The sequence below is a fragment of the Streptomyces sp. NBC_00091 genome (assembly GCF_026343185.1).
In the GTDB taxonomy this organism is placed as follows: domain Bacteria; phylum Actinomycetota; class Actinomycetes; order Streptomycetales; family Streptomycetaceae; genus Streptomyces.
This window is the reverse complement of sequence record NZ_JAPEMA010000002.1, coordinates 167,981-184,906: the sequence shown is the minus strand read 5'-3', so window position 1 is coordinate 184,906 and position 16,926 is coordinate 167,981. Positions and strand designations below refer to the sequence as shown.

At 71.5% G+C, this 16,926-nt stretch carries 17 protein-coding genes and 1 pseudogene; 9 read left to right on the top strand and 9 right to left on the bottom strand.

Annotation, left to right across the window (positions count from 1 at the left end; all coding sequences use genetic code 11):
- Positions 1–443: 443 nt before the first annotated feature.
- Positions 444–1,142, bottom strand: a complete 699-nt coding sequence (locus OOK34_RS28615) for a helix-turn-helix transcriptional regulator (protein WP_267037053.1) — start codon at positions 1,140–1,142, stop codon at positions 444–446.
- A gap of 404 nt (positions 1,143–1,546) precedes the next feature.
- Between OOK34_RS28615 and OOK34_RS28610 the strand changes: the two genes are divergently transcribed.
- The gene (locus tag OOK34_RS28610; protein ID WP_267037052.1) at positions 1,547–2,806 is read left to right on the top strand and encodes an NADH:flavin oxidoreductase/NADH oxidase family protein; all 1,260 of its coding nucleotides are present in this window, start codon (positions 1,547–1,549) and stop codon (positions 2,804–2,806) included.
- Positions 2,807–3,301: 495 nt separating this feature from the next.
- Here the strand turns inward: OOK34_RS28610 and OOK34_RS28605 are convergent, their stop codons facing one another.
- A complete protein-coding gene (locus tag OOK34_RS28605; RefSeq protein WP_267037051.1) occupies positions 3,302–3,724 on the bottom strand; it encodes an RICIN domain-containing protein in 423 nt (140 codons plus the stop codon).
- 120 nt (positions 3,725–3,844) lie between these two features.
- On the opposite strand from OOK34_RS28605, the gene OOK34_RS28600 reads away from it, so the two are divergent.
- Positions 3,845–4,399, top strand: a complete 555-nt coding sequence (locus OOK34_RS28600; RefSeq protein WP_267037050.1) for a hypothetical protein — start codon at positions 3,845–3,847, stop codon at positions 4,397–4,399.
- Here OOK34_RS28600 and OOK34_RS28595 read toward each other — a convergent pair.
- Positions 4,377–4,646, bottom strand: a complete 270-nt coding sequence (locus tag OOK34_RS28595; RefSeq protein ID WP_267037049.1) for an RNA polymerase subunit sigma-70 — start codon at positions 4,644–4,646, stop codon at positions 4,377–4,379. The genes OOK34_RS28600 and OOK34_RS28595 overlap by 23 nt on opposite strands.
- Before the next feature lie 1,148 nt (positions 4,647–5,794).
- The gene (locus tag OOK34_RS28590) at positions 5,795–6,190 is read right to left on the bottom strand and encodes a hypothetical protein (RefSeq protein ID WP_267037569.1); all 396 of its coding nucleotides are present in this window, start codon (positions 6,188–6,190) and stop codon (positions 5,795–5,797) included.
- Here OOK34_RS28590 and OOK34_RS28585 point away from each other — a divergent pair.
- Positions 6,076–6,612 carry an SDR family oxidoreductase gene (locus OOK34_RS28585; RefSeq protein WP_267037048.1) on the top strand — a complete coding sequence of 179 codons (537 nt, stop codon included), beginning with the start codon at positions 6,076–6,078 and terminating at the stop codon, positions 6,610–6,612. The two genes, OOK34_RS28590 and OOK34_RS28585, sit on opposite strands and share 115 nt — an antisense overlap.
- 51 nt (positions 6,613–6,663) lie before the next feature.
- Here the strand turns inward: OOK34_RS28585 and OOK34_RS28580 are convergent, their stop codons facing one another.
- Together OOK34_RS28580 and OOK34_RS28575 are read right to left on the bottom strand one after the other, a co-directional pair.
- Complete coding sequence (locus tag OOK34_RS28580) at positions 6,664–7,575, bottom strand: SDR family oxidoreductase (protein ID WP_267037047.1); 912 nt, start codon at positions 7,573–7,575, stop codon at positions 6,664–6,666.
- Entirely contained in the window at positions 7,572–8,156 is a 585-nt protein-coding gene (locus OOK34_RS28575; protein WP_267037046.1) for a TetR/AcrR family transcriptional regulator, read from the bottom strand. Before OOK34_RS28575 ends, OOK34_RS28580 begins: the two co-directional genes overlap by 4 nt.
- Positions 8,157–8,582: 426 nt before the next feature.
- Here OOK34_RS28575 and OOK34_RS28570 point away from each other — a divergent pair, with 426 nt between their 5' ends.
- The 4 genes and pseudogenes from OOK34_RS28570 (at position 8,583) to OOK34_RS28555 (ending at position 13,122) form a co-directional block, all read left to right on the top strand.
- Positions 8,583–9,245, top strand: coding sequence for a hypothetical protein (locus tag OOK34_RS28570; RefSeq protein WP_267037045.1), 663 nt, complete (start codon positions 8,583–8,585; stop codon positions 9,243–9,245).
- A gap of 418 nt (positions 9,246–9,663) precedes the next feature.
- Positions 9,664–11,508, top strand: a complete 1,845-nt coding sequence (locus OOK34_RS28565) for a VWA domain-containing protein (protein WP_267037044.1) — start codon at positions 9,664–9,666, stop codon at positions 11,506–11,508.
- Between the two features lie 28 nt (positions 11,509–11,536).
- Positions 11,537–12,300 (top strand): annotated as a pseudogene (locus OOK34_RS28560) (helix-turn-helix domain-containing protein).
- 42 nt (positions 12,301–12,342) lie between these two features.
- Positions 12,343–13,122, top strand: coding sequence for a class I SAM-dependent methyltransferase (locus OOK34_RS28555; protein ID WP_267037043.1), 780 nt, complete (start codon positions 12,343–12,345; stop codon positions 13,120–13,122).
- Between the two features lie 70 nt (positions 13,123–13,192).
- Here OOK34_RS28555 and OOK34_RS28550 read toward each other — a convergent pair whose 3' ends face one another.
- Positions 13,193–14,095: a LysR family transcriptional regulator gene (locus OOK34_RS28550; protein WP_267037042.1), complete on the bottom strand. Its 903-nt coding sequence runs from the start codon at positions 14,093–14,095 to the stop codon at positions 13,193–13,195.
- 70 nt (positions 14,096–14,165) lie between these two features.
- Here OOK34_RS28550 and OOK34_RS28545 point away from each other — a divergent pair, with 70 nt between their 5' ends.
- Complete coding sequence (locus OOK34_RS28545) at positions 14,166–15,107, top strand: NAD-dependent epimerase/dehydratase family protein (protein ID WP_267037041.1); 942 nt, start codon at positions 14,166–14,168, stop codon at positions 15,105–15,107.
- Between the two features lie 14 nt (positions 15,108–15,121).
- A complete protein-coding gene (locus tag OOK34_RS28540) occupies positions 15,122–16,006 on the top strand; it encodes an aldo/keto reductase (protein WP_267037040.1) in 885 nt (294 codons plus the stop codon).
- A gap of 282 nt (positions 16,007–16,288) precedes the next feature.
- On the opposite strand, the gene OOK34_RS28535 is transcribed toward OOK34_RS28540, so the two are convergent.
- Both OOK34_RS28535 and OOK34_RS28530 read right to left on the bottom strand, forming a co-directional pair.
- Positions 16,289–16,531: a hypothetical protein gene (locus OOK34_RS28535; RefSeq protein WP_267037039.1), complete on the bottom strand. Its 243-nt coding sequence runs from the start codon at positions 16,529–16,531 to the stop codon at positions 16,289–16,291.
- Positions 16,528–16,869, bottom strand: a complete 342-nt coding sequence (locus OOK34_RS28530; protein ID WP_267037038.1) for a hypothetical protein — start codon at positions 16,867–16,869, stop codon at positions 16,528–16,530. The genes OOK34_RS28535 and OOK34_RS28530 overlap by 4 nt, the downstream gene beginning before the upstream one ends.
- Between the last annotated feature and the right edge of the window lie 57 nt (positions 16,870–16,926).

Genomic DNA, 16,926 nt, shown 5'->3' with positions numbered 1-16,926 from the left:
CGGGGCTCGGAGCAGGCGCTGGAGGGAACGCGCCGGCTCCAGCCCGTACCGCTCGGCGGCCTGCTCCTGCCTCGCGCACACGATGACGAGGTCGCGCTCACCGAGGTTCAGTGCGAGCCCGCTGGCAGTGCCCGAAGGGAAGGACGTGGTGCGGAACTCGATCTCCCGCCCACGACACTGCCCCGTGGCATCGCAGAGCGCGCGGCAGATCACCTCGGCAGGCGGCGTGGGAGCCTTCAGGTGACTGATCGCGTCCACGAGGGCACCGACCGACTGCGGTATCTCCCGCTGCTTGAACACGAATCTCCCCAATGCCCCTGTTTCCCCGAGAGCCGGAAGCGCGTGCTCCCTGGCGGACTCCACCCCATCGGCCGGTACTGCCCGCACGGCTGCGCGATCTCGAATGCCCTGACTCCTGATTCCTGCCACCGTGAGGCGCCGAGTCAGGGAGAACTCCCGGCCGCCGAGTCGGTCTCCCCGCCGGTCTTCCCGTCGGTCTCACCCTCGGCCGCCCGCTCGTCCATGTAGTTGTCGAGCCACTGGAGCAACCTGGTGCGCCCCTGGTCGGGCAGCAGGGCCGCGCGCAGCGCGATGCCGTCGACGCCGTGCCGCTCGTAGAGACCCACTCGCCCGCGGCCGGCCGGAGGGGAGACGAGGGCGTCGAACTCGCTGTACTCCTGGAGGAGCGCCTTCTCGACGACGGCCAGAGCGCAGCTCACCGCGTCGGCGTCCTCCGACTGGAGGAACCCCGCGGGCCGCCGGAAGAACCGCTCCAACCTCGAGCAGTGATCCATCGTCGGGCGGCGGTCGCCCCCGAGCAGCGCCTGCACCTGCTGCCGGGAGATGCCGCTCTCCCGGGCGATCTCCCCGTGCGAGTACTTGCGGCCGTTCTCCTTGAGGTGCGTTCCGTGAAGCATGTCCAGGCGCTGCCGGAAGCGTTCGTGGATGTCCGGCTCGCCGGCCGCCCGCCCCTCGAGGAGCGCCTGGACCACGTCGAGGGGGACCCCGGAGGCGGCGTTCAGCTTGCCCGGGTCCAGGACCTCGTCGCGGCTCCGGCCCAGCTTGGCCCCCAGGTCTACGACCCGTTCGATGGCTGCGGCCAACTGCACGCCGGCCACGGGTGATGTGGAGGGTTCTGCCACCGGTCGACCTCCCGATATCGCGCGAGCCAGAGCGCCCCGGTCCGGTCCTGCCGGGACTCAAGGCCACAGGCGCGGCCCTTACGGAACCGACCCTGCCACAGTGGTGGCAGGCAAGCCACACTTCTCCGGCCAACCTGCCACAGCCGTGGCAGGAAGTAGGTGGTGGGCCGCCCTCCTGGCGAACGCCATCGCAGCCCTGCTCTCCCGCGTCCGCCGTGACATCGAGCCGCCCGGAACGGGCCCTGTCACCACTGTTTCGGCCATACCGGACCCCGACGGGGCTCGGGCCGCGCAAGCCTGCGGATCTCGCCAGTGGGTCCACGTAAGCTGGTTCGACATGTTTCATCGGCTCAGGACTCCTGCCCTGTTCGCCGGCAGCCAAGGGTCATGTGGGGAGAAGTGCGATGGATCCGTTCACGCCGCTTGACCTGCCCGGCGGTACCACCCTCCCCAACCGCCTCGCCAAGGCCGCCATGGAGGAGAGCCTCGCCTCCCAGCCCGGACAACTCCCCGGTGCCCGCATGGAGCGGCTCTACGCCCGCTGGGCGCGCGGCGGGGTCGGGCTGATCATCACCGGGAACGTCATGGTCGACCGGCGGGCCCTCACGTCCCCCGGCACCGTCGTCCTCGACGCCCGTTCCCCGCTGGAGCCCTTCCGCCGCTGGGCCCGCGCCGCCTCATCGGGCGGCGCCCAGGTGTGGATGCAGATCAACCACCCCGGCCGCCAGGTCGGCTCCGACATGCCCGGCACCGCCTGGGCCCCCTCCGACGTCCGGGTCAGCCTCGGCAAGCACACCGGACGCTTCGCCCGCCCCACCGCCATGACCGAGGCCGACATCCGGTCCACCATCACCCGCTTCGCCACCACGGCCCGCCGCGCCGAGGAGGCCGGCTTCCACGGGGTCCAGATCCACGCCGCCCACGGCTACCTCCTCAGCCAGTTCCTCTCCCCCCTCGTCAACCGGCGCACCGACCAGTGGGGCGGCCCCCTGGAGCACAGGGCCCGCCTCCTCACGGAGATCCTCGCCGCCGTCCGCACCCAGGTCGCGCCCGGCTTCGCCGTCGCCGTCAAGCTGAACGCCGCCGACTTCCAGCGCGGCGGCTTCGACACCGACGACGCCGCCCGCGTCCTCGACCTCCTCGGCGGTCTCGGCGTCGACCTGGTCGAACTCTCCGGCGGCAGCGTCGAGAGCCCCGCCAGCATGGGGCACACCAGCGACCACCGCGTCCTGGAGCGCGAGGCCTACTTCCTCGCCCTCGCCGAACGCCTCCTGGAAACGGCCACCGTCCCGCTGATGCTCACCGGCGGCATCGCCCGCCGCACCACCGCCGAGAAGGCCCTGGAGCGCGGCGTCTCCGTCGTCGGCATGGGCACCGCCCTGGCCCTGCATCCGGACCTGCCCGAGCGCTGGCGCGCGGGTGAGGACGTACCGGCCACCATCCCGCGGCTGGACTGGAAGGACCGCAGCCTGGCCTGCGCCGCCACACTCGCCTACGTGCGCCACCAGCTCGACCGCGTCGCGCGAGGCAGCCACCCGCGCCCCCAGGCCTCGGCCCGCCGCCTCTTCCTCCTCGACTCCCTCCAGCACCGCCGCCGCGTGCGCGCCTACAGAACCTGGCTCACTTCCCACCCCGACGACACCAGGGAGCCCTCCAATCACTGAGTTGCCTCTCTGGCGAGGGCGAGGGCGAGGTGCGTACGCCGTGCCGGGGGCCGCCAGATGAACGCGTCTGCGATTTCGGGGCTGAAAGAGTGGGCCTGCCAGTGGCTGGTGATGTCGTGTCGTGCCAATGCCCGATGACGGCGTTGCCTTCGCCCCCCGCCCTCATCCGGTTGTAGCCGAGGTCGAACTCGTAGACCCGACCTCCGTCTGACAGAACGACACCCGTCTCTATGTGGGCCCAGTCAGGGAAGAGGTAGACGAGGACGTGGTGGAGACGACCAGTCCGCGCTCGGCGAGCAGTTCTCGTATGCGTACCTGCGCTCAAACCAGGCCGCGAGACGCCATCAGCCACGGTAGGGACGACAGCCCTCCCCACAGCCCGATCAGCGTTCTCCCAGCTCAGCCCTTCCCTCCAGAAGCGCCGCACCCAAAGGGATACGCTCCGCTTGACGCAGGCGAGGGCGCTTCATTGGTCTCTGGGACCCGGGCCGGAGGTTAGAAGTTCCAGAACTGCTGGCTCTTGCCGGTGTGGCATTCCCACAGCCGGATCGGGGCACCGCCGTCGGTGCGCCAGTCGGCCACCTCCATGCACTTCTTGCTGATCCAGTTGTGGAAGTGGTCGAGCACGCCATTGCCGGTGGACGTCATGTACCAACGCTGGTTCTCACCGCCGTTGCAGCCCGAGTAGAAATTCTGGTTGGCCTTGCCGTTGCAGGGCCACTGGATGAGCTGGGTGCCCCAAACGTCGGTTCCGCCGGGGACGTCCATGCACATCCCGCTGTTCTGATTCTTCATGAAGAACTGCGCGCTCGCGGTGGCGGAGGCGGATGCCGGGCTCGCCGGGACCAGGAGGGTGAACCCAACGGTGGCGAGCAGCGCCAGGAGGAGTCGGTAGGGAGACTTCCGGGCTATGTGCATGGCTCTGCCATTCTGTACGTCGACAACTGGCTAAGACGTCGGCGCAGTACGTGACTTGAACATTTCGTCCACGCCTTCGACTCGGCGTGTCGCCACGGAAGACGAGCCCTGATCAGAGGTGTGCCCCCGGTTACCGCCGGCGGTCCGCCCGTGTGGATCGGCGGCCACAGCGCCGCCGCCCTGCGCCGTGCGCTGCGGTTCGGCGACGGCTGGTACGGCACCGGCGCCGACGCCGCGGAGGGCACCGACGTCCGGCGCCGCCTGCGTGACCTCGCCGGGGCAGAGAGCGCTGACCGCCTGACGCTCGCTTCGGCCGCGTTCCTTACTCCGCCCGGGATCCCCGCCGTGGTTCCGCCACCGGAACAGCCGCTCGGCGGCGCTGCGCCCACCGCAACGAGTGTCGCTGACGGCCTCGGGAGGCTCGCCGAGGCAAGCTCACGGCTTGCACCCTGTGGCTGCCTGTCGCGGCTGAGCATGTCGAGGAGGCCATGGCGTGGGTCGCAGCCGAGGTGGCACCGCGACTCACCTGATGGCACGATCGAGCTGCTCGGCGGGGCGACGAGGGGCCATCTCCACAGGCGCGGGGGAGGAGAGTCGCTGACCCGGCACTCCACGGCGACGGCTCCTTGGCCGACCCCAGTGAGGACCCTCGTCATTTTCTCGAGGTGCGGCTGACGCCGGAGGCGATCTGGGAGACGCGCGGTACGGAGATGCCGAGGGTGTTGGCCACCTCGGCCAGGGACTGAGTGGCCCGCAGCTCGACGACGGCGGCCTGCCTGGCCGCGCGAAGTTCGGCCTGGAGAGCGGGGACGGCGTCGAGGACGGTTCCCACCGCGCGGGCACGATCGACGGGGTCCGGGATGGCCGCGAGATCCGCGATCACGGAGCGGATCGCGTTGACGGCAGGGGAAGTCTCGGTCATTAGATTTGAGGCTACCCCTAGACGTAAGGGAGAGGGGAGCACGCGGCCCCGCGTGTCAGCGGTCGACGAGGCCGAGGTGGCGCCGTGAACATCGCACGAACCGCTCACGCCTTCGGCTGACTGGTGGTCGGTCCCTGTCCGCCCCACGCAGCGGGAGAAGGCCAAGGTGCGCCGCGTGCTGGCCGAACCGGACGGCGGTGGCTTGGGGCTACAACGGCACCGGCGCCGGCCACACTGCTCCGGCGGTCCCGGCCAATGTGCTCGGACTGGGGGACCCGATGGGTGCGGGGTAGGGTCTGCGGCCCACCGCCGGCCGGCCGTCGTCATGGGTCAGGCGCCCCCGGCCTCCCGCGCGATGACTCGCCTGCGGTACGCCCTCTGGCGGCAGGCCGCACTGCAATAGGCAGAATCGGCACGCCCAGCCGTATCGAGCACCCCGCAGTCGGCGCACGGTTTGCCCGACCCCTGCCCGCCGTTACGGGTGCGCGTGAGAGATGTGGCGCAGGCTCGTGAGCAGGTCACGTTCTTCATGATCCGTTCCGTGCGGCGCACCACCACCTGCCCGCACCCCGCACACGGCGTCGGCGGAAGCTCCCTACCCCTGCCGAGCAGGTCGTGCCAGACCACGGTGTTCGTCGTCCGCGCCTCGGCCGGTCTCGACAGGCCTGTCACCGGATCCGGCGCTCCCTGCCGAAAACACGCCTCGCACACCAGCAGATGGCATGCCCGCCACGTCCTCGATCTCGACGGCCGCCGCGCCCCCGACACCACAAACGCAACCCCTCCGGCCAGGCCGGCGCTACACATCGCACACCCAGAAGCGTCACGCACAGCCGTAACGCTATCGGGCAGGCACTGCCACCGAGGCTCCTTCCGCCAACCCGGCCGACCCCGACCCTGGCCACAATCAACACGCCCAGCCGTAACGGACGTCCCGCCGCCCGGCACCCGGGACCGCCAGGGCACCGTGACGGCTCGGCGTGCGCATCCAGCCGGATCTTTCGTTAGGCGGTGGTCCAGGAGGGTTCGTGGCTGCCGACGACCTCCGTGACCGGCGGACCGCAGCCTCCGGGGCCGCGGTGCCGCGCGCAACCAACGCTCGTTGTGCTGGGGTTCATCCCCGCGGGCGCGGGGAGCGCCCCGCCCGTTCACGCCGCAGCGGGCCGGCCGGGACTGGGCGCGGCGTCCAGCAGGGCCCACACCCGACGGCCGTCGTCGGAGGCGTCGGTGCCGCACGATTCCACGCTGCGCAGCGCGGCGAGCTGGCTCAGAAGGGCGTCTTCCGACGCGGTCGCTGCCAAGTGGCTGAGGACGATCACCAGCACCTTCTGGTCCTGATCGCCCAGGTGGACGCTGATGCGCTTGCCGCCGTCCTTCACCACCGCGTCCACCAGCAGCCGGACGGCCGTCTCGAGGTCGTTCGGGTCGAGTGAGGCGTACCCCCAGCCGCGCACCGCGGCCAGAGCCTCTGTCCCGGCTTTCTTCCCGGCCCACTGGTCGGCCCGGTACGTCAGGCCGACCGTTCGCCGGTTGCGTACGACCATGCGCGGACGCTCTCGCACCGCGGCAGGCCTCGGTTTCGTGGCCGGCTGGGGGCGGGGGGCTTCCACCGGCTTCTTCTGCGGCGGCGGGGACTTCGGCGGGTAGCTGGGCGGCACCTTGGGACCTCCGGCCTCTGGGGTGGTCAACTCATCCTCCCGCTGTCGCAGTTCGGCACCCTGGCCTCATCCTGGCACCCGCGAACCGACAGCGAGGGCGAAACCGTACACGGTCGGCTGGGCCCCTACCCTTTCGCCACCGCCTCCACGCCGGCTGGCGCCCGGGAAGGGGCGACCCCGCTGAACGCCCCTCCCGGATCGCCGACCCCCGCGAGATGGGCAAGGCCGCGGTCTTCCTCTCCAGCGACGCCTCCAGCTTCATCACCGGCGTCGAACTCCTCGCGGACGGCGGCATGGCCCAGGTGTGAACCACCCCGCCGAGCGGCCCGGCAGCTGTCCGTTGATGTCGCCGGCAGGGGTTACAGCGCTTCTCCGAGGGGCCCGTACTGCTCCTCCAGGTTCTCGGCCCAGTGGGCGGCGAAGTCCGGTTGTGTGCCGTCCGCGTCGGTGAACCCGTACTCCTCGTACAGACCCCAGGTGGCCAGTGCCCGCCCGGTCTTGGCCATGATGTGCGGGTCGGCGGCCAGTGCGGCCACCGCCCGGCCCAGATAGGCCGGGGTCTCGGAGTGGGCGAAGTTCGGGTCCTTGGCCGCGCCGTCACGCCAGTTCTCCTCGGTGACCCCGAAGTGCTCCAGCAATGCCTCCGAGCGCAGGAAACCGGGTGTGATGGCCACCGCCGCGATGCCGTGCGGCTTCAGCTCTGCGGCCTGGGCAACGGCCAGGCGGATCACCGAGGCCTTCGCCAGGTCGTAGAAGAACGAGCCGCGGTAGCGGGCGGTGTTGCCGTCGGTGACCTCCACGACCAGGCCATTCCCGCGAGCGACCATCAGCGGCAGCGCGCACCGGCTGGTGATGACGTGGGTCTCCACCGCCTGCCGCAGCAGCCGGAGCCCTGTGTCCAGATCCTGTTCCCACAAGGGGTGTTCCCAGTCGGTGAGCGGGTCTGCGCCCCATACGGAGTTGACCAGGACGTCGAGCCGTCCGTCCTGCTCGGCGGCGATCCTGTCGACGAGGGCCTGGACCTCGCCGGGACGGCTGTGGTCGGTACGGGCGGGGATGCCCAGGCCGCCCGCGGCGGTGACCCGCTCGGCCGTCTCCTCGATGGTTTCCGGGCGGTCGAGGTCGGAGCGAGCGCCCGTGCTGCTGCGGCCGGTGACGTACACCGTCGCACCGGCGGCGCCGAGCTCGACGGCGATGCCCCGTCCGCCGCCGCGGGTGCCGCCGGCGACCAGGGCCACCCTTCCGGCCAGCGGGCGGGTGTCATTCGTCATGCTTCCTCCAGGTCGTGGCTGTGCCGGGGCGGGACGTGCGGGGACAGCACGGCGTCGAGCTCTTGCCGGAGCCGCTGTTCGAGGGTGCCCTGGCGTTCGAGTGCCCAGGTCAGGCCCGCGCCGGCGGTGACCGCCTGTACGGTGCGGGCCAGCGCCGCGACATCCGTTCCGGCGCGGAGTTCGCCCGTACCGGCCGCCTCCGCCAGCAGTTCCTCGATCGCCTGTGCATGGGCACGGTGAACGGCCAGGGCGCGCTCGTAGAGCTCCGGGTCCGTCAGGTCCATGCACAGGAACGCCAGATGATTGGCGAAGCTCTCCGGCGTGGCCATCGCGGACACCGATTCCACCGTCAGCGCCGCCAGGGCCCCGAGCGCCGAGTCGTGCGACTGACGTACGCGCCCGGCCAGCTCACTCGCGTACTGGACTGACCGATCGGCGAGCGCCAACAGCAGACCGCGCTTGGAACCGAACCGCTGCACTAGCGTGCCCGGCACCAACTCGACCTCGCGTGCCACGGCGGCGAGCGTGAGCCCCGCGGGACCCACGCGGCCCATGACCCGGGCCGCTGCATGCAAGATCACAGCATCCTCGACCCCTCGGGGACGGCCTGCCATCGCTACGCCTCCTTTAATAAATGCTCGTTCATTTATTAAAGCGTCCGATCTGCCTTGCGGCAAGTGCCCCCTCGATCGCAGATGCTTGGGCCAACCGGCCGGCGAGACGATGACGCCGACGGGTGCGCAGGTGCCGAAGAGGGCACTCACCACAGCGCGGTGCCGGTGCTGCGGCTGGCCGACGTGGCTTCCCGGCCGGGCCGCGACCATGAAGCCTGGTCACGCCGGCTGAACGACGCCGAAGGCCGGCTAGTCACTCTTACCCGGGATTGCTACCCGCTGGCCGACTGCCGCCCGGTGCGGTGCTCGGTCCGCCCGCTCGTGCGGCCCAGAGGCCAAGCCTGTGTCCCCCCTGCCGCGGCAGCCGGAGGCGAGGTGGTCATGATGATGTCCATGACACCGATCACCAGCTTGGACCTCACCGGATTCACCGAACGGGAGCCGGGGGTGTGGACCGATGAGCGGGGCCTCGTCCTGTCGGTCCACTTCTTCGGCCTCGCCCCCGACCTTCCGGCCCCGCTGAGCGAGCCCGACCGGCTACGCCACGGGCTGGCCCGGTCCGTCGCCTCGGCCGGCGCGGGCCTGATCGAGGCCGTGGTGGGCGAGGTGGACACCGTCCCCGCCGTCCGCCAACTCGTCAAGGTCCCGCGCCCGGGCGGCCACGGGCAGGTCTTCCTCGGCTCCTGGACGATGCCGCGTGCCGGATGCAGCGCTGTGGTGAAGGTGCAGGCCGCCGAGGGTTCGATGACCGGCATCCGTGAGGCCGTGATCTTGGCCCGTACGGGTCCCGAGCGGTACTTTGCCCCGCATCCGTACGGGCCCGGAGTCGAAGGGGGCCTGCCCTACCACGTCGCTGACCGCGAGGAGTGGGACGCCGAGTTCCCCGACCACCCGCTCACCCTGGTGCGAGCCGCGCTGCGCAGGGTCACCCCGACCGTGATCCTGCACGACGCCTTCAAGGCGCTGCCGCCCTTCGGCGGAGCGATGCCGACGCCGATGCCGCCCTCGCCCGCCGCCGGGCCGTCCGGTGTCCGCCGGTGGTTCCGCCGGGGCTGAGGGGACGTCCCAGAAGCTGCGCTCGTCGGCCGACTCCTCGTACCTGCTGCTCGGAAGTTGATTTCCGGACGGCTCGATCGGGGTTGCGATCGACGCGGTCATCGCGGCCCGCCGCACCAGAGGCGCCGGAGCTGTGGCATCAGGCGGGCTCGCGGAACCATGTGCATGTGCTTATCATCGGGTGAATCGAGTTCGGCACCGCACACAAAACCATTGCCCAGCACGGCGGTTCGGACCGCCCGGCCCCCCCCAGAGCCGGAAGGTCCGGCCGGCACGACGTCCGCTCCGCTGGGGTGCCCGGTCCAAGAACACGTCCCACCGTCCCCGAGCGCCCGTTCCCTGACCGGTACGTGCCAAGGGGCCGGCAGACAACCTCCTGGAGATCACCTTCATGTATCCGAAACCACGCCGCCGACGCGTGCTCGCCGCTGTTCCCCTGCTGTTGCTCGGCGCGCTCCTGTCGCCGGCGGCGACCGCGAGCGCCTCCCCCGCAGCACCCGAGGTTCCGGAGCCTGCCCGGATCGACCTGGTTCTCGACCTGTCCGGGTCGATGAACGAGAACGACGCCGGCGGCCAGACCCGCCTCGCCGCCGCCAAGCAGGCGGTCACCCGCATCATCGACACCGCCCCCGAACAAGCCCCGCTGGGAATGCGCGTCTACGGAGCCACGTATCCCGGACAGGACAAGAAACAAGGCTGCGCCGACACGCAGCAGGTCCTGCCGGTCACTCCGATGGCCCGGGCGGCGCGCGACGACGCCAAGAAGCGGGTCGCGGACTTCAAGGCGGTCGGGTTCACACCGATCGGCGTCTCGCTCCGCGAAGCCGCCAAGGACCTCGGCACGAGCGGCAAGCGCCGCATCGTCCTGGTCTCGGACGGTGACGACACCTGTGCGCCGCCGCCTCCGTGCGACGTGGCCCGCGAGCTCAAGGCGCAGGGCATCGACCTCGCCGTGGACGTGGTCGGGTTCCGGACGCCCTCCTCGGCACGTGCGCAGCTGAAGTGCATCGCCGACGTGACCGACGGGTCGTACGCGGACGCCGACGACGCCGACTCGCTGACCGACAATCTGGGCACCCTGTTCCGCAAGGCGTGGCGGACCTACCACGCCACCGGAAAGCCGGTCGAGGGCTCCCTCGACGGCTGCCAGAACGCTCCGCTGGTCACGCCCGGCCAGTACCTGGACAAGTTCACCGGGGGGCGCGACCTCTACTACAAGGTCAAGAAGCGGCCGGACCAGCGGCTCCAGGTGAGCGCCACCGCCGTCGCCGAGGAGGGGTACTCGCGCGGTTCCATCATCGCCGTCTCGGCCGGCCCTGCGGGCAACGGCAAACCCAGCGACTGGCTGCGGGAGTTCGACCAGTCGATGGGGTGGGCGAACATCATCTCCACCGGAGGCCGCAGCAAGCCCGGAGCCGGCGGCGAGACGCCCGCGCCGGACGACACCGGCTGCATCGTGGTCGAGAACCAGGTGACCCGGTCCGGTGACAAGCCGATGCCCGTCGAGCTTCTCGTGGGCATCGCCGACAAGACGACCCAGGCGGCCGGTGCGCGTACTCCGCAGCCCCGCACCGGGGCCGCCGCCGAGGGCGGTTTCTCCTTCAACAGCGCCACCCCGATCGGACCGGGCACCCACCGGCAGTCCATCGCCGTTGGTGAAGCCCCCTTCTGGCGGGTGGAGCTGAAGGCGGGCCAGAAACTGACGGTCAAGGCCGGCGTGGACATCCCGAACGGCTTCCCCAACTCCGCCACCAGCGGGTGGAGCGTCACCGTCTACAACGCCCAGCGTGAGTCGACGCTGTGCAACAAGGACAACAACGTGACCGAGCTCTTCGCGGGCAGGACCGGGCACGTGGAGCGGGTCTGCGGGCCCTGGGAGATCACCGAGCAGGACGACGCGAAGAGCCCCGACTCCAACGGATACGACGTGCCCGGCACGTACTACATCCAGGCGCAGGTCGCCGAGCCGCACAACGAGGCGAAGGGCACCGTCGTACCGATCTCGCTGACCGTGGACGTCTCAGGCACGCCGCGCTCCGGAAACAGCCCGGTGTTCTTCTTCGGTGACGACGCCGCCCAGGGCCCCTCGCCGTCCGGTACGAACGGGACCGGCGAACAGGGCGGGACCGGCGGCACAACGGCTGCCGCGAAGGACGACGACTCGCCCGTGGGCAAGTTCGCGCTGCTGGCCGGTGTCGGCGCCGGGGTCCTCCTGCTCGGCGGCATCACCTTCTACGCCCTCAGGCGCCGCGGGGCAGCCTGACACCGGCGCCAAGCGCTCCGGCGTACGTCTGGCCGACCCGGCCCGCTGGCGGCTCGTGAGCCTGTTGGCCGAGCGGCCCCGCTCCGTCGGGGTCCTCGCCCAGCTCGCCGGGGCGCGCAAGCCGCAGACGACCAACCACCTGCAGGCCCTCGAGCGCGCCGGCGTCGTCGCCTCCCAGCGCACCGGCCAGCGCCGCATCTATGCCGGGACCTGGCGGCCGTGCTCAGCAGGCTCGCCGACACCGCGGACCAGGTCGGCGGTCGGGGCGCGACCTACGACCGCTGCGGGCTCGCCCTCCACGCGGAGCGGCTCGCCGCCAAGGGGCCGGGGTGGGCCGACGGCCGCTCGTTCAGGTTCCTGCGGTCTCTGGCGGGGCGCCCCGACCCGGTCTGGCGCCACCTGACCGAGGCCTCCCTGCTCGCCCGCTGGTGGAGGCCCGACGACCTCCGCGTCTCCGAGCTCGTGTTCGAGGCGCGACCGGGTGGGCGGATCGTCCACGAGTACCGCGATGCCGAGGACGCTGACGACTCCGACCTGGTCGCCGGGCGCGCGGAGGGCGTCGTCGTCGACGTACGCCCCGGTGAGCACCTCGCCTTCACGGCCCACGTCGAGCTCGCCCTGCGTCCCACCGACACCGGCACGGACCTCGAGGTCCACTGGCGGATCACCGACAGCACCGTCGACTCCGCGGACTTCATCGCAGGCATCGAGATCGGCTTCGGCTCGGTCGGCCAAGGCGTCGGCGATACGCGCCGGCGGCGCGCTGTCGGGCGGCCGTCGCCGAGGTGGTGAGACGGGGTAGCCGACCGTCGGCGCCACCGATAGCGTCACCGCATGGACCAGGATGAACGGCTGCTTCACGCCTCGTCGTTCGGCGCCGCGGCGGTCGCATACGCCGAGCACCGCCCGGACTACGCGCAGGCCGCGGTGCGCTGGGCGCTCGAGCCCGCGCCCGGCCCGCGCGTGCTCGACCTCGGCGCCGGAACCGGCAAGCTGACCGCAACGCTGGTCGCGCTGGGTGCCGAAGCCACCGCGGTCGAGCCCGACCCGGCGATGCTGACCGAACTTCGCCGCTCGCTGCCGGCTGTCCGTGCTCTGTCGGGTAGTGCCGAGGCGATACCGCTGCCGGACGCGTCCGTCGATGCCGTGCTGGCCGGTAACGCCATGCACTGGTTCGACATGGCCGTCGCGGGACCCGAGATCGCCAGGGTCCTCGCACCCGGTGGCATCCTGGCCGGCCTGTGGAACGTCATGGACGACCAGGTCGACTGGGTTGCCGGGCTCGCGCGGGTCAGCGGGAGCGTGGCCATCGGCCCGCGTGACACGCCCACCAGCTGGCGTACTGAGACGGCCGGCATGCACCTTCCAAAAACCGGCGTGGCCTCCCGGTTCGGCTCGCCAGAGCAGGCCGAGTTCCCGCACGGACAGCGCCGCACCGCCGACTCCCTCGTCGCGACCATCGCGACGCGCGCGGGGGTTCTGGTCATGCCGGAAAAGGAACAGGAGGCCACGTTGGGGCGGATCCGCGCATTCCTCGCGAGTAGACCGGAGACCGCCAGCGGCGAGTTCACTCTCCCGATGCTGACCGCCGTGTTGCGCGTCCGGCGGCTGTGAAGCATCACGTCGACACCCGGGCCTGACCCACGTCCCCGCCAGGCAGTCCCCACCCAGAGCAACCGCGAGGCTAAGGCTGCTGCCGCGCCTGCTCGCGAAGGGCCTGGATGAGCGTCGTGACGTGGGGCCGGTCGCTCCGGCGGATCGCGGCGACGCCGATGTGCCGGATCGGTCCCGGTGGCCTGACCGGGACGGTGCGCAGGCCGGGGATCTCCGGGGTGAGCGCGATGGAGGGGATCAGGGAGATCCCCATGCCCGCGGCGACGAGGGAGCGGGCGAAGAAGTAGTCGCTGGTGGTGCCGCGCACTTCCGGGTCGAAGCCGGCGCGCTCCGCGTAACGGCGCAGGTAGGACTCGGTCTTCAGGCAGCCGAGCACCCAGGGATCGGCTGCCAGCTCGGCGAGGTCGAGCAGGTCCCTCGCGGCGAGTCGGTGCGTCTCCGGCAGGACGACGTGCAGGGGGTCCTCCAGGAGCGGGGTCCACTCCAGGCCGGAGGCGGGGCCCGGCCCCACGGGCAGCGGGCCGTCGAAGTGGTAGGCGAGGGCGAGGTCCACGGCGCCCTGGCGGACGAGGGGCAGGGTGTCCTCGGGTTCGCCCTCCCTGATGTGGAGCACGGTGCGGGGATGGGCTGCCATGAGCCGGGTGAGGGCGGCGGGCAGCAGGAGCCTGCCGCCGCTGGTGAAGGTGGCGACGGTGAGCTGGGTGCGGCCGGTGCTGAGCTGGTCGACCTGCTGCTGCGCGTGCTCGAGCTCCGCGGCGACGGACTCGGCGGCACCGACCATGATCTGGCCGGCCCGGGTGAGGGTGACGCCGCGGGTGCTGCGGGCGACGACCTGGGCGCCGAGGCTGCGCTCCAGGGCGGCCACGTGCTGGGAGACGGCCGAGGGGGTGAGGCGCAGAGCCATGGCCGCCTGGTTGAAGCTGCCGTGCTCCGCCACCGCCCGCAGGACGCGGAGCCGCTGGACATCGATCAACAGTTTTCCTTAATACGTATCCAGTAAGTCGGCACTTCTGCTGGTGACGATAGGTCTCCAGGATGGGGGCATGCAAAAGATCTGCGTCATCGGCGGAAGCCGGTACTTCGGCAAGCTCCTGGTGAAGCGCCTGCAGTTGGCGGGCCACCAGGTCACTGTGATCAACCGCGGCTCCACGCCGCCGCCCGCCGGTGTCGAGCACCTCGTCGTCGACCGCGACGACGAGGCCGCCCTCACCGCCGCGCTGGGCTCCCGTACCTTCGACGTGGTCGTCGATCAGGTCTGCTACACCCCCGTACAGGCCGCCATCGCCGCCCGCGCCTTCGCCGGCCGCACCCGGCGCTACGTCATGACCTCCACGATCGAGGTCTACGACCCGGCGACCGCCGCGCTGCCGGCTGTGCCCGCGGGCACACCGGTAGGGGAGGGGAGCGTGGACCCCGCCACCTGGCTGGTGGCCGTGGACCTTCCCTGGCGCGACGAGGCGTACCTGGAGGCGCACTACGCCGAGGGCAAGCGCCAGGCGGAGGCCGTCTTCACCCGCACGGGCGGTTTCGCCTTCGCCAGTGTGCGCAGCGCCCACGTACTCGGCGGCGGCGCGCAGGAGTTCACCGGCCGCCTCGCCCACTACGCCGAACGCATCGCCCGGGGCGAAGAGATCGCCGTCCACGCGCAGGCGCTGCCCACGGTCTTCATCCACTACGAGGAGCTGGCGGACCTGCTGCTGTGGGCGGCGACCGCAGCCGACTTCACCGGCCCGCTCAACGCCTGCTCCGACGGCCCGCTGGACGTGTACGAGCTGGCCGCGATCACCGCCACACAGGCCGGCCGGAAGCCCGTCTTCCGGATCGTCCGGGCGGGCGAGCAGGCTTCGCCGTTCTCCTTCGACCGCCACTACGCGATGAGCAACTCCCGCGCGAAGGAGCTGGGCTTCTCCTTCTCCCGCACCACCGACTGGCTGCCCCGCGCCGTCGCCGAAGCCCTGACCGCCGAGCCGTCACCCACCGCCTGAGGAGCAGAGCCACCATGTCGTACCGCACCCTCGCACAGACCCCCGTCAGCGCCATCGGCCTGGGCGCCATGCCGCTGTCCATCGAACACCGCCCGGACCAGGCGCGGGCCGTCGCCACCGTCCACGCCGCCCTCGACGCCGGTGTCACGCTCATCGACACCGCCGACAGCTACCACTGGCACGCCGGCGAGGCAGGCCACAACGAACTCCTGATCGCCCGCGCCCTGGCGCTCTACGGCGGCGACACCTCCGGCGTCCTGGTCGCCACGAAGGGCGGCCGCGGCCGGCCCGGCGACGGCAGCTGGACCGTCACCGCCACCCCCGCCCACCTCAAACAAGCCGCCGAGGCCTCCGCCAAGCGCCTGGGCGTCGAGGCCATCGGCCTCTACCAACTGCACAAGCCGGACCCCGCCGTGGCCTGGGCGGATTCCGTCGGCGCCCTGCGCGAGCTGCTCGACGCCGGAACGATCCGCGCCGCCGGAATCTCCAACGTCACCACCGCACAGATCCGCGAAGCGCACGCGATCCTCGGCGACGGACTCGTCTCCGTGCAGAACCAGTACTCCGCCGCCGTCCGCGACAGCGAGCCCGAACTGCGGCTGAGCACACAGCTGGGCCTGGCCTTTCTGGCCTGGAGCCCGCTGGGCGGCATCTCCCGCAGCTCCCTCGACGGCCCCTCCGGCCCCACCTCCGCCGGCACCGCCTTCCACCGCATCGCCGCCGAGCACGGCGTCAGCCCCCAACGGATCGCCCTGGCCTGGCTGCTCGCCCGCTCCCCGGCGGTGATCCCGGTACCGGGAGCCAGCCGCCCGGCCTCCATCACCGACTCGGCCAAGGCCGCGGACCTCGAGCTGAGCACGGAGGAGCTGGCGCAGCTCGAGGACGCTCTGCCGGGCTGAGGTTCGCCCCGGACACGCGCCCGGCCAGCCCGGAGCAGGAGAGCCAGGGGCAGAAGTCGGCGGACGCCAAGTACACGATCACCCCCACACGGGTGGAGACCGGTACCAAGGCCGACATGGAGAACTCAGGCCTGCGCAACGACGACAAGGGCTTCCACGCGGAACCACTGGAGTGGCCGGTCAACGGCTGAGACGCGCGCGGCGGGGCCCGACACCTGTGGCACGGCCGGGAGCAGGGTTCGAGCCCGCCCTGGTGATGGGCAGGAGCTCCTGCCCGCCGGGTCAGGGTCCGGCGATGAGCCGGACGACGGTGACGGTGAGGACCAGGCCCGAGACGTAGTACCGGATGATCGCCCCGGCGACGGTCGCCTCGCGCCGGTCGCGGTCCTTGCCGACCTGGTCGGAACCGTGCCCGTACGGGTCACTGCCGATCGTGGCCTTCATTGTGGCCTCGAAGCGATCTCGGCTCGACATCCGCCGGAGGGCGCCGTCGGCGAGCGGGGCGTAGGTGATGCGCCAGTTCACGCTGCGGCGGTTCCCTTTCCGGTACGGGTGAGACGGTCGAACTCCGCACGGGCGGCCGCCAGGCCCTCGGGCGTGCCGGTGTCGAAGCCCATGGCGGCGACCTGGTCCTCGGCGTCCTTGAGGAGCCGCACGCAGGCGTCCTCGGCGTCGTCGTGCTCGCTGGGCAGCCGCGCCGCCCAGCGGGCGAGTACCTCACGCAGCTCGTCGAGGCCCGCGTTCTCGACCTCGCTGGTGAACTCGGCCCGCTGCTCCTCGGGAAGGACCTGGCGGATACCGCCGATGGTGCCGGGCACCTCCACCGGGCCGCCGACCGTGTGGATCGTGAAGGTCTTCGCCATGCTCCTGCTCCTCTCGCGAGGGCCCCACCGTACCGCCGCGACCGCCGGCCCGGCAGG

Coding starts and splice junctions, on each gene's coding strand:
- OOK34_RS28595 (WP_267037049.1), bottom strand. CDS start 4,646: ATGACCGAGACTTCCCCTGCCGTCAACGCGATCCGCTCCGTGATCGCG.
- OOK34_RS28555 (WP_267037043.1), top strand. CDS start 12,343: ATGGACCAGGATGAACGGCTGCTTCACGCCTCGTCGTTCGGCGCCGCG.
- OOK34_RS28545 (WP_267037041.1), top strand. CDS start 14,166: ATGCAAAAGATCTGCGTCATCGGCGGAAGCCGGTACTTCGGCAAGCTC.
- OOK34_RS28610 (WP_267037052.1), top strand. CDS start 1,547: ATGGATCCGTTCACGCCGCTTGACCTGCCCGGCGGTACCACCCTCCCC.
- OOK34_RS28580 (WP_267037047.1), bottom strand. CDS start 7,575: ATGACGAATGACACCCGCCCGCTGGCCGGAAGGGTGGCCCTGGTCGCC.
- OOK34_RS28570 (WP_267037045.1), top strand. CDS start 8,583: ATGACACCGATCACCAGCTTGGACCTCACCGGATTCACCGAACGGGAG.
- OOK34_RS28590 (WP_267037569.1), bottom strand. CDS start 6,190: ATGGTCGTACGCAACCGGCGAACGGTCGGCCTGACGTACCGGGCCGAC.
- OOK34_RS28540 (WP_267037040.1), top strand. CDS start 15,122: ATGTCGTACCGCACCCTCGCACAGACCCCCGTCAGCGCCATCGGCCTG.
- OOK34_RS28530 (WP_267037038.1), bottom strand. CDS start 16,869: ATGGCGAAGACCTTCACGATCCACACGGTCGGCGGCCCGGTGGAGGTG.
- OOK34_RS28605 (WP_267037051.1), bottom strand. CDS start 3,724: ATGCACATAGCCCGGAAGTCTCCCTACCGACTCCTCCTGGCGCTGCTC.